General features: G+C 55.1%; 10 protein-coding genes and 1 pseudogene. All 11 read right to left on the reverse strand.

Annotated features, from left to right (window positions below):
- Window positions 1-359: 359 nt before the first annotated feature.
- A pseudogene (locus L6H65_RS14720) lies at window positions 360-534 on the reverse strand (helix-turn-helix domain-containing protein).
- Window positions 535-586: 52 nt separating this feature from the next.
- Window positions 587-1,531: a cysteine synthase A gene (gene cysK, locus L6H65_RS14725; RefSeq protein WP_236343364.1), complete on the reverse strand. Its 945-nt coding sequence runs from the start codon at window positions 1,529-1,531 to the stop codon at window positions 587-589.
- A gap of 26 nt (window positions 1,532-1,557) precedes the next feature.
- A complete protein-coding gene (locus L6H65_RS14730) occupies window positions 1,558-1,902 on the reverse strand; it encodes a 4Fe-4S dicluster domain-containing protein (RefSeq protein WP_236343365.1) in 345 nt (114 codons plus the stop codon).
- A complete protein-coding gene (locus L6H65_RS14735) occupies window positions 1,899-3,527 on the reverse strand; it encodes an FAD-dependent oxidoreductase (RefSeq protein WP_236343366.1) in 1,629 nt (542 codons plus the stop codon). Before L6H65_RS14735 ends, L6H65_RS14730 begins: the two co-directional genes overlap by 4 nt.
- A gap of 116 nt (window positions 3,528-3,643) precedes the next feature.
- Window positions 3,644-5,497, reverse strand: coding sequence for an ABC transporter ATP-binding protein (locus tag L6H65_RS14740; RefSeq protein ID WP_236343367.1), 1,854 nt, complete (start codon window positions 5,495-5,497; stop codon window positions 3,644-3,646).
- Window positions 5,481-7,235, reverse strand: a complete 1,755-nt coding sequence (locus tag L6H65_RS14745; RefSeq protein WP_236343368.1) for an ABC transporter ATP-binding protein — start codon at window positions 7,233-7,235, stop codon at window positions 5,481-5,483. The genes L6H65_RS14740 and L6H65_RS14745 overlap by 17 nt, the downstream gene beginning before the upstream one ends.
- A 26-nt stretch (window positions 7,236-7,261) precedes the next feature.
- Window positions 7,262-8,254 carry a carbohydrate ABC transporter permease gene (locus L6H65_RS14750; RefSeq protein WP_236343369.1) on the reverse strand — a complete coding sequence of 331 codons (993 nt, stop codon included), beginning with the start codon at window positions 8,252-8,254 and terminating at the stop codon, window positions 7,262-7,264.
- Window positions 8,255-8,269: 15 nt separating this feature from the next.
- Window positions 8,270-9,148, reverse strand: a complete 879-nt coding sequence (locus L6H65_RS14755; RefSeq protein WP_236343370.1) for a carbohydrate ABC transporter permease — start codon at window positions 9,146-9,148, stop codon at window positions 8,270-8,272.
- Window positions 9,145-11,448: a DUF5696 domain-containing protein gene (locus L6H65_RS14760; RefSeq protein WP_236343371.1), complete on the reverse strand. Its 2,304-nt coding sequence runs from the start codon at window positions 11,446-11,448 to the stop codon at window positions 9,145-9,147. Before L6H65_RS14760 ends, L6H65_RS14755 begins: the two co-directional genes overlap by 4 nt.
- Window positions 11,445-13,601, reverse strand: coding sequence for a YIP1 family protein (locus L6H65_RS14765; RefSeq protein WP_236343462.1), 2,157 nt, complete (start codon window positions 13,599-13,601; stop codon window positions 11,445-11,447). Before L6H65_RS14765 ends, L6H65_RS14760 begins: the two co-directional genes overlap by 4 nt.
- Window positions 13,602-13,623: 22 nt before the next feature.
- The gene (locus L6H65_RS14770; protein ID WP_236343372.1) at window positions 13,624-14,502 is read right to left on the reverse strand and encodes a carbohydrate ABC transporter permease; all 879 of its coding nucleotides are present in this window, start codon (window positions 14,500-14,502) and stop codon (window positions 13,624-13,626) included.

Genomic DNA, 14,502 nt, shown 5'->3' on the forward strand with positions numbered 1-14,502 from the left:
TTTGACGCTTGAACTCTTCATCAAAATGCTGACGGATATCGCCCATGACACACCTCGACCTTTTCATTTGTTTTTATTGTAACAGGTCGCTGATACAGCGTGTCTACTTTCTAGTCTACAATCACTTTGCCACCTGTAAGAGGTTTTTTCAGGCTTACAACGCAACTCGTTTCACTTTTCTGCGCTATAACACGGTATTTCCCGCTTACAGCGCTAGCCAAAATGGATTCCACAGCACGTTGCCGTCCGTATGATTGTTTTTCAGATATGAAGCTAGTTAGAGCACATCACCGTAATCGGATGAACCATCATGCATCAGGTACACTGGCTGGGAGGATAAGACCGCGTTCACTAGTAAATTAATTGCGATCTGGTGTGAATTCAATGAGTTCAGACAATTTGCAGTTGAACGTCTCGCATAGCTTAATCAACGTTTCCAGCTTCGTTGTTTCAACATTCTCTTCTTTCGTATAGCTTATTTATCGAGTTTCTGCTCAATCCTGATAATTGCATCAACTCTGTTATATCATCCATCCACTCAGGGGCATCCCCCAAATCTCGCTCGACTCCGTAATACGGCAGCATTTTAAAGCTGCTGCTCCTGCTGATACAACACGGTTGACAGGTATCGCTCGCCGTTGCTCGGAATGATCGCTACTACCCGTTTGCCTGCTCCTAAGCGCTGGGCTAGCAAGGTAGCGGCGTAGATGGCTGCGCCTGACGAAATGCCGCCCAGAATGCCTTCTTCCTTCGCGGCTCTTCTCGCCGTCTCGAATGCTTGCTCGTTGCTGACTTGAATGACCTCATCATAAATATGCGTATCCAGAATGGAAGGTACGAAGCCTGCGCCAATCCCTTGAATTTTGTGCAGTCCAGGCGCTCCGCCAGAAAGAACAGGCGATGCGGTCGGCTCGACAGCGACGATATGAATGTGCGGGTATTGCCCACGCAATACCTCTCCTACTCCTGTGATCGTGCCGCCTGTGCCTACGCCTGCCACGAAGCCGTCAAGGCCGCCGCCCAGAGATTCGATCGCTCTGACAATCTCCGGCCCCGTCGTTTCCCGATGAATGTGCACGTTGGCCGGGTTGTCGAATTGCTGGGCGGGAAAATAACCCGGATTGTTCGCCGACAGCTCCTGCGCCACCCGAATCGCTCCATTCATCCCCTCCAATCCGGGCGTCAGCACGAGCTCGGCTCCGTATGCGCGCAGCAGATTGCGGCGCTCAAGGCTCATCGTCTCCGGCATAACCAGAATGGCTCTATAGCCTCTCGCCGCTGCTACTAAAGCGATCCCGATTCCTGTATTGCCGCTTGTTGCCTCGACAATGGTATCCCCCGGCTTCAGCCTCCCATCACGCTCAGCCGCTTCAATTATGCTGATTGCAATGCGATCCTTCACACTGCTGCCGGGGTTAAAAAACTCCAGCTTCAGTAATATCTCTGCGCTTCCTTCCGGGGCCACCTTGTTCAAGCGAACGAGCGGCGTCTTCCCAATCAATTCGGTAATATTATTTACGACCAGCTCCATCCTTGCCAACCTCCTCTTTTCCTATCTTATCCCCCAGGCGTGGGGCGTATTGAATTCAGAAAATGCGTCGTATCTCTGAGCGGCATAGATCCCTCACGCTCTTTGCTCCAGCCGATCTCAGCCCGCCAGCTGCCGAGCAATCCCTTCTCGATCAAGGTCTCCTCCTGCACATGCTCCAATTCGTCGGCGAACGGCGATACATAGAGCGCGTCTACCGGACAATAAGCTTCACAGACGAAGCAGGTCTGGCAATCCTCCTGCCGCGCGATGACGGGGAGTCCGATTTCATTGGTGTCAAATACGTTCGTAGGGCACACCTTCACACAGATCTTGCACTGGATGCAGCGATCCTCGCTTACGAGCTCAATCATAGTGAACGAACCTCCTTCTCCTTGGACAGCAGCTGCTGTAAGCCAGCCGTTTCAACTACTGCCTCAGTCCGCACTCGGATATGATCCAATCCGGATACAATTAACCGATGCGTCTGTGATGGGTCGAGCTCTGGATACTCAGCGAGCGTATGCATGCCTCTTGTCTCCTTTCGGGCAAGCGATGAGGTGTAGATCCACCTTGCTGCTGCGACCATCGCGGCTGCCTCCCTTGCGCGAACGCGGCCTTGCAGCCCTTCCGGGGCGCGGCCGCGCATGAGCGGCCATAACGCATGCAGACGTGCAAGCGACTGCTGAATGACAGGCTCGCTGCGAAAATAGTTAATGTTCAGCGGCAATATCTCCCGCTGAACGGCATCCACAATCTCCTTATTGTCGATGGTGCTGCCCGATTCCGCTCCCGAGGTCAGGCCATATTGTCCGGCAGGACGCAAATTCCGCAAGACAGCCTCGCGCCCCTGCGAGACTGCGTATTGGGCAGCCCCTTTGCCGGACCACGTGCCTGAGCTGATTGCCCAGGACGCATTCAGCGCGCCTCCGCCCGATCGGCCTCCAGTTACCTTCTCGCGCGATGCCGCATCTCCCGCAGCATACAATCCTGCGACGCTTGTCGAGCAGTCCTCGCCAACGAGCCGAATGCCTCCTGTACCACGCACGGTCCCTTCATAACGCATCGTAAGCGGGAATTTCTGCGTGAAGACATCAATCCCTGCCCGTTCGTAGGGGAGGAAGAAGATCGGATGCGAGTTGCGCAGAATCCGCCGCTTCTCCTCTGTATCCGCATGCTCCAGCACTGCATAGACAGGGCCCTTCTGGAGCATCCGCGCGAGGAAGCCGTCGCCTCGCGGACCTCCCTCATTCAGACGGTTGCCTTCCTCATCATAGTAATTCGCCCAGCCGAGCAGCCTGCCGCGGGTCACTGTGCCGAACGCTGCGCTCGGCGCATAATGACGGCTGAACTCCATGCCGGACAAGTCGGCGCCCAGCTCCGAGGCCATCAGCAGCCCGTCCCCAGTCAGCACGTTGCAGCCAAGCCCCTTGCTCAGAAAAGCGCAGCCTCCGGTCGCAAGCACGACCGCATTCGCCTTGACCTCCCATTCCTCTCCGGTCAGACGGTTAATGCCGCGAGCGCCGCCGACTCCATGCTCATCGACAAGAAGCTCCTGAGCTGGCGATTGATCGAGAACGCGCACGCCAGCCTTCTGGACAACCCTTCTCATGATCCCCATATAATTGGGACCGTGAAGATGGGTTTTGACAACATTCCCGTCATGATCCTTCGGAAACGTATACCCCCATTGCGCGACCAGCTCCAGATTGTGATACACCTGATCCAGCACGCGGTGCACCCATGACGGCTCGGATAAATATCCTCCTGTCGTCACACGATCCAGAACAGCGGCATCGCGCTGCTCCGGATGCGGCGGGACGACAAGGAGGTTGGTGCCTCCCGGAGCCGTCGCTCCGCTTGTCCCGAGATAGCCCTTGTCGGCCAGTACAACCTTCGCGCCTGCTGAAGCGGCGCTCCAGGCAGCCCAAGCGCCTGCCGGCCCTCCGCCGATTACGAGGACATCCGCTGTTATGCTGACTCCTTCTGATAGACTCATCCTTTTCCCCTCCAGCCGACAATAAAAAAGGAGACGCGCCTCAGCAATTGTGAAATTGCGAAGCACATCTCCGTTTGTACGGTCGATAGTATTTGAAATTCTCTATATTGAAAATCCTATTTCACCGCAGTATTTATTACCGTCCCTATCGCATGCCCTAGCTGTCCCTGCGAATGCCGGAACAGCTCCTCATAAATCCCTTGCAGGGCAATCAGTTGCTCATGGGTTCCCTCTTCCGCAATTTCGCCCTGCCGCATCACGAGAATGCGGTCCGCCTGCATGATCGTGGAGAGTCTGTGCGCGATGACAAGCGTTGTCCGCCCCTTCGATACGACACCGAGCGCCTGTTGGATCAGCTGCTCCGTATGCGAATCAAGGTTCGCGGTCGCCTCGTCCAGAATGAGTATTCGGGGCTGGAACACTAGAATCCTCGCAAAGGACAGCAGCTGCCGCTCGCCAGCGGACAGCCCGCTCCCCCGCTCCGACAACCGCGTATCATAGCCATGCTTCATGTTGCTGATCAGTGCATCCGCGCCTACGAACTGACAGGCTTCAATGACCGCCTCCCGCGATATCGACGGATCGAACATCCGCACATTATCGATAATGCTGCCCGCATACAAGTACGGCTCCTGCTGGACCAATCCTACAATGCGGTGCAGCTTCGCCTGCGGCAGGTCGCGAATATCGTGACCATCGATCAGAATGCTGCCCTCCTGAACATCGTAGAAGCGGCACAGCAGACTGATGAGCGAGCTTTTGCCAGCACCGGTCGTACCGACAATTCCGATCATCTCTCCCGCTCCGATATGCAGATCGAGCGCCTTGATGACCGGCGTCCCGCTCTCATAACCGAATGTTATCCGGTTGAAATCAACGCGTCCCTTCACAGCATCTAGCGGCAGATCATGCTTCTTCGCTTCCTCCGAATCCAAGATCTCGGGACGAATATCGAAGATCCCCCAAATCCGGTTAACCGCCACCGTTGCCGACTGAAGCATATTCCATTGCTGTGTAATCGTATTGATCGGTTGGAAAAACTGACGAATGTAAGTAATGAAAGCATAGAGCACACCGAACTCCAACGTTTCCCCGATAACAGCCTTGCCGCCCACCCAAGTGACGAATGCAATCGACAGATTGCTCAGAATATCGAATGAGCGGTTGAACAGCACGTTCGTCCGAATCTCGCGAAGGTTCGCCTGAAAATAGGATTGATTGCGCTCCTTGAACTGCTTTCCCTGCTCCTTCTCCTGGTGAAACACTTGAATGAGATTCATGCCCGACAGGTTCTCAGCTACGAACGAGACGAGTCTGGACAGACGGGTTCTCGCCATCTGATACGTATTGCGCATGAACGAACGGAATGCGACCGCTATTATTGCAATAACCGGCAGCAGGACCAAACAGTAAGCGCCCAGCTCCGCATCCAGTTGGAACATCATAACCAGAATGAAGAGCAATGTCATCCCGTCCCGCAGAATGCTGAGCAGCACCTGATTGAAGAACTGGTTCAGAGCCTCTGTATCGCTGGAGACGTGAGTAATTAGACTGCCGCTTGGCGTTTTGTCAAAATAGGACATCGACAGCCGCGTAATATGCTGAAACAGCTGCTTGCGAATACGGGCCACGATGCTCTGTCCGGCATATTGCAGCAGATTGTTCTGCAAATAAGTGAAGAGCAGCGCCAGCAAGGACAGTCCCAGATAGACCCCGCTGATGATAAGCAGGCTTCCGTAGTCGTTTTTGCCGACCATCAGATTGTCATCGATTACGATTTTGACCAAATACGGCTGCAGCAGCTCAGCGGCAATCGCGATGAGCGTACAGACAAACACGAAGCCAAATGTCCGCCGATGCGGCTTCGCGTAGGAGCCGAGAATGCGGAATGCCGATTTGTACTGCGGCTTCGGCGGCTTGCTGAGATCGGCCTTCTGATCCATCTGCCAATTATTAATGGCCTGCGACATGCTGGCTTCCCTCCTCTTGAATCGCATAGAGCGTAGCATACAGCCCTTGCTGCTCCAGCAGCTCCTCATGCGTGCCCCGCTGTACGATTCGACCGCCATCCAGCACGACGATGAGATCGGCATGCTTGATCGCGCTAATCCGGTGAGCGATAATGATCGTCGTCTTGCCCTCGCGCTCCGCTTGAATCGTACTCAGAATCTCCGTCTCGGTCACCGCATCCACCGCGCTGACGCTGTCATCAAGAATCATGACCGGAGCATCCTTGATCAGCCCGCGCGCCAGACTGGTTCGCTGCCGCTGTCCGCCGGAGAGCGTCACACCGCGTTCCCCAAGCTTCGTCTCGAATTGATTCGGGAACGCAATAATATTGTTGTAGACCTGAGCCTGCCGGGCGGCAGTCTCCACTTCCTGCTCATTGGCATCGCGCCTGCTGAAAGCAATATTTTCACGAATAGTTGTACTGAACAAGAAGCCGTCCTGCGGCACATAAGCAATCCCGCTCCGCAAATTTTCCAGACTCTGTTCATGAATATCAGTGTCACCGATAAAAATCGTCCCTACTGGCGGATTGTACGTCCGCAGCAGCAGCTTCATCAGCGTCGTCTTCCCGCTGCCGGTCCGACCTACAATCCCAAGGGTCATGCCGGGTTCGATATCGAGGGAGATATCGTGCAGAGACGCCCTGGCAGCATCAGGATAACTAAAGGTCAGATTGTTGATCCGTATCGAGGCTTCCTCCATGCGCACCTCTCTGGCTCCCTCCATCTCCCGAATATCCGGCTCCTTCGCCAACAGCTCATTCAATCGCTGCAGCGATGCCCGCGACCGCTGGATCGTATTGATCACATTGCCGATCTGCTGCAGCGGGTTCATCAGCATGCGGATATACAAGGTCAGCGCAACGAAGTTGCCTAGCGTAATATGGCCCGTCACCGTCAAATATCCGCCAAAGGTGAGCGCGATAATGAGTGAGGTTGAGCCAAGGAACGGAATGAGCGCCTGGAAGATTGACGACAGCCGGACGAGAGACAATTGATTGTCCCGAATATCGTCCACCGTCGCGCCGAAGCGGTCGATCATGATCGGCTCTACGGCGAATTTCTTCGTCACGCGAATGCCGCCGAACTGCTCTTCCGCCGATTCTGTCATCGTTCCAAGAGATTCCTGAACCTTGAGCGAGCGCTTGCGAATTGCAGGTCCGAACTTCGTTACGATCCATGGAATGAGAAACAGCGGGCCGACCGATGCGGCGATCAGATAGAGCGGTATCCCGCTTGTCACCATCGCCACCATGCAGGACAGCAGCAGCATCGTCGCCATCGCCGTCTGATTGACGCCCATCGAGATCGATTCCCGCACACTGGTCACATCATTCATGAAATAGCTCAGCAGCTTGCCCACGCCGTTCTGCGAATAGAAATGCTCGCTAAGCCCTGTGAAATGGGCGAACAGCTTGCGGCGCGTCAGAAATTCGAACAATCTGCCGACATACATAACGAGATACTGTCCGAAGCCGCCGATGACCGCATGACCGACGCCGATTGCCAGCAGCAGCAGGCTGTAACGGACAATATCTTCACCTGTCAGCAGTCCCGTCTGCAGACGGTCGGTGAATTCGCCAAGCACCTTCGGAAAGAACACATACACGATACTTGCGATTGCGTGAAGCGAGACGGAGGACAAATAAATATACCAGGTCGCTCTAAAGAAATCAGGCAATAACCTTGGTGGCTTCAAAAGACCATCACTTCCCTTGCAAGACTTTATTCTACGATCCCCGTCCGTTCAACCCCCTCCACGAACCAGCGCTGCGTAAAAGCATACAGCACAAGCAGCGGAAGTATGATCAGGAAGGATGCCGCCATCTTCAGCGGCTCGACGAAGAATCGGAGGCCACCGGCTTCGGACTCGGCGCTCAGCATCGCGTTCAGCTTCGCCAGTCCCACCGAAAGCGGCACATTCTCCGCGCCGAACATATACATCGACGGGAAGTAGGAATCATTCCACGTCCAGACGAAGGAGAACAGGAAAACGACCAGCACCGCAGGTCTGGAGATCGGCAGCATGACCCGATAGAACATTCGGAAAGCCCCCGCTCCATCGATGCGTCCAGCCTCCTCCAGCTCCTTGGGCAGCGTAGAGAAGAACTGTCTGAATATAATAACGAACAATGCCCCCTTTAGTCCATGACCGAATAGAGCCGGTACGACCATGGGCAGGAACGTATTGATCCAGTCGAGCTCCTTGAAGAGCAGAATCGACGGCAGTATTGTCACCTGCGGCGGCATGACGAAGGTAAAGATCAGCGCGCCGAAGGCAAGCTTTTTAAACGGAAAATCCAGCCTCGCAAACGCATAACCGGCAATCGCGCAGGAAACGACCTGAAACAATGAAACCAAGCCCGCCACCGACAGACTGACAGTGAAGCTCGCGGCATAATTCAGCGCCTTGTAGGCTTCGGCAAGATGTCCGCCATAGAACCCGCTGGGCACCCATATAACGGCAGGATCAAGCAGGTCGCGCGCATCCTTGACCATCGTCGTCACCATGTACAGCACAGGCTTCAAGTAGATGAAGGCGACATCGATCAGAAGCAGATACAGGAAGACCCGGAACAGCAGTCCCTTGTCCGCTTCGACGCCCATAAGACGAAGCTTGAGCCGGGCAGGACTCCCTGCCAGTAGTGCGCGCAGAGAGCGCTTTTTCACAGCCGACTGTGGGATGTTGCTCTTTGCAAGCGTAGTTGATTTGTCCATAGACAGTCCTCCCCTCTAGCGTATTGCGCCAATGCCCATAGACCGGCTCGCTCTTCTGTACAGCAGCAGCGCAAGACCTAGAAAGAGCAGCACGATCATAAAATAAATCCAGGCCAAGGCGCTGGACACGCCGTAATTCTCCGTTGTCACCTTGCTGATGATGGGGTTGGACGGAAATGTGAACAGATCGACGACGGTATAGATGAGATTCAATAATAAGAAAGGCGACAGTCCCGGCAGCGTAATTTTCCAAAAGGTGCTCCAAGGATCGGCTCCGTCAATTCGCGCTGCTTCATACACAGAGGCCGGAATCGTCTGGCGCCCCGCGAGAAAGATCAGAATCTGCACGCCCGACGACCAGAGCACCAGCACGAATGAGCCAAGAATGCTGCGCAGCGGCTCCCCCCAAGAGCGAGGCACATAGTCGCTCAATATCCGCTCAAGCTGCGAGCCCTGCAGAATGATAAGCTGCCCTTCCCCCTGTGCGATGAATTCCTGAATGATCTGGCCGGAAGCGAAAATAACCGGAAGGAAGAAGATGACCCGGAAGATCATTCGCCCACCGAAGCGAACATTGAGCAGAATCGCCGTCAGCAGCGAGAAGATCAGAATAATCGGAATCATGAGCACCGCCTCGCGCAGAAAAGGAACCAGATCGTCGTAGAGCAGTCCGCCGTCAGCAAACAATATTTCCCGATAATAGAGCAGCCCGACTGGCGTTGTATTGATGCCGGTTGCGGTAATGCGCACCTGCTGGAAGCTCATATAGAGCGAGTAGGCCAGCGGAAAGGCGACGAAGACCAGAAATCCGATGGCCCAGGGAGCGATGAACAGAGATCCTTCCAGCTTCCGCCTCGTCGTTGCGCTAGTTATACGCAGCTTCGCCAAATTCATGCCCCCTCCTCTCCCCTCTTTACAATAAAGTCCTCAGCAGGCACTGCGAATCCTTCACCCTGATAGGGCTCCGCATTGTAATTCACAATGACGGTATGACCGCCCTCATAGATCGTTTCCTTCACGCCCGGCGCCAGACTGCGATGCCCTATTATATATTGGCCTTGCACCGCACCAAGCGCTTCGTTATAGCGCCTATAGAGCCGCGCAGCCTCCTCCTCCCAATCCGCTGCATGCATGCTGTAATACCAGATTGTATAGGCGTTCTTGAAATCGCCGGATTCCGCAGCAGTGAACACAAAGGAAGGATACGCGCCGTATTCAATGCCCCGCAGGAAGTCTTCACGGCTTCCGGCATCGACATTGACCCAATCCGACGAATACGTCACAAGCCCGTGCAGCGCAATCTGCGCGAAGGGCACGGCCTCGTCGATGAACAGATCATAGGAGTAATCGTCCGTCAGCCGATGAAGATGGCTTGCTCCTCCCTTGAGCGCATAGAAGCTTCCGTCAACAACCGATGCGCCGCCAAGCTCGCTTCTCGATTTCCCGATCAATGATTGCTGGCTTGCCGCAACCTCGTCCCGCCCGGCGCGGTACCGACTGTTGTAGTCGGTGCTGAGGCCGCTGCCGATTCCCCCGGCGAACAGAATGCCGTCTGCTCCCAGCGCGCGATATTCTTCCATATCCGCATTGCCCTCCTGCTCCCCATAGAGCGGGCTGACAAGCGGTATATCCTCCCGGCTGACGCGGTTGTGGACAGTCTGCAGCGTTCCCGCCATGTTGCGAAGTCCGTCATTGCGTGACCAGAAGCCGCCCCGTCCGCTGTTGTTAAGCGAATAATTGGCCTCCAAATAGACCGCTGCCTGAAGCTTATGCGCCTGCTCGATGAACTCCTTCATGCCGCTGTTGCCGCCGATTCGGCTGTCTACAGGAAACAGCCCGCCGAATGAGCTGTAGCCCCAGCGCTGCCATCCTCCATAATGGACGGTCATATTGGCAATGCCGAGCGAATGGAATCTGGCGAGCATCGCGCTTGCCTGATCTGTCGTCGTTCCTACGATGTAGTCATCCCATAGGAAGCCTTCCCTGAGGTCCGCTCCGATCACGTCGATGTACATCGGAATTTCAGCCTTCTTGGGCTCAATCCTCGCAAGTCCGAAGCTCTCCGTCAGATAAGTGCGATATTTTGCAGCCATGCCGACATAATCGCCCGCTTCCGCTTCCAGCGGATAATAACGGATCGACCGTTCCGGCGTCTTGAACCGCTGCTCGCTGAAGGTGTAGAAGCCTTCTGTCCCCTGCCCGTTAGTAGATTGGAAAAACTTGATTCTGTACTGCCATTCAGCCGCCGCCCAGTTAGAGACGCCGAGCGAGCCCGCAGGCGCTGCGAACAGCTTGGCATAGGCATCGCCTCCCGTAATGACCGCGAGAAACGCCTGCTCGCCCGATTTGATGCCGAACACTGGCATTTTAACCTCATTTCGAGCTGTCGGTTCGTTATAGAACGCGGCATCCGGCCCGTACAGGGGCTCCCTGTACAGCGGTTTATCCTGCGTGCCCGGCTCCTCCTTGAAGGTGACAAGAGCGCCGGGACCGTCCGGGATGAACAGATAGCCCTCCTGACCGACCGAAGGCTCAGCGCCAAACATCGGATAGAGCTTCAGATTCAACAGGCTGAGCGCGCCTTCGGCTATCCCCTCATCCAGCACCTTGGTCTCCACATAATCCTTGTGCAGCCGAACCTCTATCGGAACTGCAAATCCGGTTCGGGCGAACTGGAAGGTGATTCGGAAGCCTCCGTCGAACAGCTCGAACCCCTCCTGCACACTGCCCTCTTCCATCCAATTGGTCAGCTTGGATTGGGATTTGGAGCTGCTGGCATCAATGTATTCCGCCATGATCGGCGACAGCAGATTGTTCCGCCAGGTCCCGGCAATCGTCTCCGACTCCCAATGCTCCGGGTTCGGGTAGGATCGCCAAATCCTGCTGCTTGTTCTGCTTTCTACCTTGAAGTGGGCGGTTGCAGGATCGACATAGAGCCGGAGGCGCTCATTCTCCCCTGCCAGCTTAAATCGCCCTTCATCCGGCAGGGCCGGTTTCATCGGTTCTCCTGCCGGAGCAGAGAGCGAGAGCGACGACGTATTCACAGTCTTGGACTTTTCATTATTGAGAGGCTTCGCCCCGATCTCTGCCCGTGTTCCGGAGGCCCCGCTGATCCACAGCAGGAACAGTCCGAGAAGCGCGAGCCCCAACGTACTTAGAACAGCCCTCAGCGGCCAGCGTTTGAGCGTCTTCATCGGATCGTCACCTCCTGATACACGGAATAGATGAAGTGCCACAACTCACTGGTCAAGCTGTAGATAATAAACAAAAGCACGGCACAGACCGCCATCGTGACGATTGACAGCAGGATGTTGATCGCCGCCTCGCCAACGCTGTAATTGTGAATGCCCTGCGCTTGCCAGAAGAAAAGCAGCGCCACCCACACATATAATCCATTCTCCAGAAACAGAAAGATGGCACTTTCATTCAAAGTCATTGCATTCGAGATCAGCGTGAGCGGCAGGCCGAGCAGTAGGAATGGAAACAGCGAATAGGCGCTGCCGTAGAAGACATCCCTAAACCGTCCCTCGCCCTGCTTGAGCGAGCTGACAAGATAATGACAGACAACGAACCCGAACCAGATGCCCGCGAAGCGCGCCAGCCCGGGAAAGACGCTGGCACTAACTATCGATTCGGGGTGAAAGACGAAGTTCGTGCCACTGCTCATTACGCCGTAGGAGCCGATTGCCAGCAGAAACAGAATCATACTGCTGGCGATCCCTGCCTTACCCTCATAGCGGATCGCCTGAAACCCGTCAATCGGCCGCCGAATTAAGGCGGACACATGTCCGAGCTCCTTCAGAAACGTCGGCAGCCGTCTCCAGACTGCCAGTCTGTCCTTTAGCGAAGCAGGGATTCGGCGGCGCAGCCTTCGCCAAAGAAGATGAAGGCCCAGCAGGACGAGCGCCGCATTCATCAGCAGGCCGAATTGGTTCTGGAACCATAGCAGGCGTGTCTGCCAGAACGAATCGGAGTACCCTTGCGCCCAGCCCGCTTCCCTGAACAGCTCCTCGGCCCGCTGGAACTCCCCCTTCTGATAAGCAGCCTTCGCAAGGCCAAGCAGCGCAGGACTGTAATAAGCATTCTGTCTGGCGACCTCTCTCCACAGCGGCTCGCTCTCTCCATAGCGTCCATCCTGTGTCAGACTGTTGGCCTTATGCACGATCGCTCCGAATTCGGACAGCCGATAAGTCTGGATCATATGATTCTCACTATCCAGAATGAGCAGCGTGCCCTGCGAATTCGTCTCGACTGCCGACGGCATCGTAACGACACCGCGTTTCGCAGTCCCTCCCCCGGGCTGTCCGCCCCAGAAGAACAACAGATTGCCGTTGCTGTCATACTGGCTCACAATATTCAGCTTCGTATCGACGACGGTAATATTGCCATCCCCATCCACGGCAGCGTCATTAAGCTGCGGAAGGGAGCCATCGGCAAGAGCCCAGCTATATTCGCCAAAGCTCCGCTCTTCCTTCTTGCCGGTTTGCTCGTTTTTGACCGCCAGCTGATCCAGTCCTGCGATGTTGAGCTTCTTGATCTGCGCCCGGTCCACTTCCTTCGTAACGGTGTAGATGAAGCCGTCCGTTCCGATATCAACGCTCGTAATGGAGCCGGGGAGCTTGGATATCTCCCTCGCATACATCTCCCTCGTATATAGAAGCCGCTTCACGGCATCCGTAACCGAGAACGCCGCCTTGTTGGACCCGAAGAAGCTCTGGAATCGGCCCTCCGTGTCAAGCTGCAGCAGCCCTTGATAGCCGCCCAGCGTGGCAATGTACAGAAAGCCCCGTTTGTCGACGACCAGCTTGATTGGATCGTACTTGAACGAATCCGGGATCAGCTTGGACTGCGGCCTCTCGAACACCCGCACAAGCTTGCCGTCCCGATCCAGCCTGACGATCCGATGATTGCCCGTATCCGCGATGTAGATGTCGCCATTTCCGTGGACAAAAATGCCCTGCGGTCCATTCAGCGGACTATCCGGGACCTCCAGAATACGAATCAGGCTGCCCTTCTCATCCAGATGGACGATGCGATTGTTGCCGGTATCCGCAATATAAATCTGGTCCTCTTCATCGACGAACAGATCCTGCGGCTTGTTGAGCGGTGACCGAATGGTCTCCCCCGGGTTGTTCGGGTCCGGTATTCTGATCGTATCCCCCAGCACTCCGGAAGGCCGGTAAGCCGACTGCATCCGAAACAGCTGTCCGAACTGGTCCTTGTAATACGTTTCATAGGATACGCCAGCAGACGCTTTGCCAGGTGCAAGTACAAATGCAAATGCAAGTGTCAGCAGAACAGAGAGCGCCGTCAGTACGGCAATGGTGAGTCTAAGCGTCCGCTGCATCGGCAACGCAACCGCCTCCCTTCTATTTGATGCCGGAATGCGCCATCGTCGCGATAACCTTCCCTTGCAAAATGACGAATACGATCAGATTCGGAACGAACAGAATAAGCGCCGCAACCGCTGCAGCTCCTTGCATCGCTACATTATTAGCCAGATTGTTGGTCAAGGTGGAGAGATAGAAGGCAAAGCTTTTCATCTCCTCATCCATCATGAAGAGCGCAGACGACTCTGTATTCCCCCATGAGCTCTGAAAGGCCAGAATTGCAATCGTCGCAACCGCCGGCTTGCAGACTGGAATGACAATGCGCAGAAACACAGTAAATTCATTCGCTCCATCTATACGCGCCGCTTCCAGCAGGGCATTCGGTATTTGATCCATAAACTGCTTGAGCAGGAACACACCGATCGGCATCGCCATAAGCGGCAGAAGATGTCCGAAATAGGTGTTCATGATGCCAAGCTGGCTGACGACCAAATATCGCGGTATTTGGACAACCTCGGGAGCGAACATCAGCGTCAAAATAATAGCTGCAAAAACAAGCTTGTAGCCCGGAAACCGATGCTTCGCAAGCGGATACGCGCATAACGCGCTGGCCGCGGTGACAAGCAGGACAGCCAGTCCCGATATGAATACGCTGTTGAACAAATACCGCACCATCGGAACGGTAGAGCGGGCTGTTACCGCGACCAGCTCATTCCAGTTTTGCAGCACAGGCTCCTTCACGAAGAACGTCGGCGGATATACAAACAGCTCATGGTAAGGCTTGAAGGCATGGTTGAAAATATACACAATGGGCAGCAGCATGAAGACCGACAGCACGATCATGAGCAGCAGCAGCACCTTCTGAAAACCGTCCATCGCATGCAAGCGCGATGCCCTCCGCCATAAGCGCAGCCTCAT

The sequence above is a fragment of the Paenibacillus plantiphilus genome, from assembly GCF_927798095.1.
Lineage (GTDB): Bacteria > Bacillota > Bacilli > Paenibacillales > Paenibacillaceae > Paenibacillus_Z > Paenibacillus_Z plantiphilus.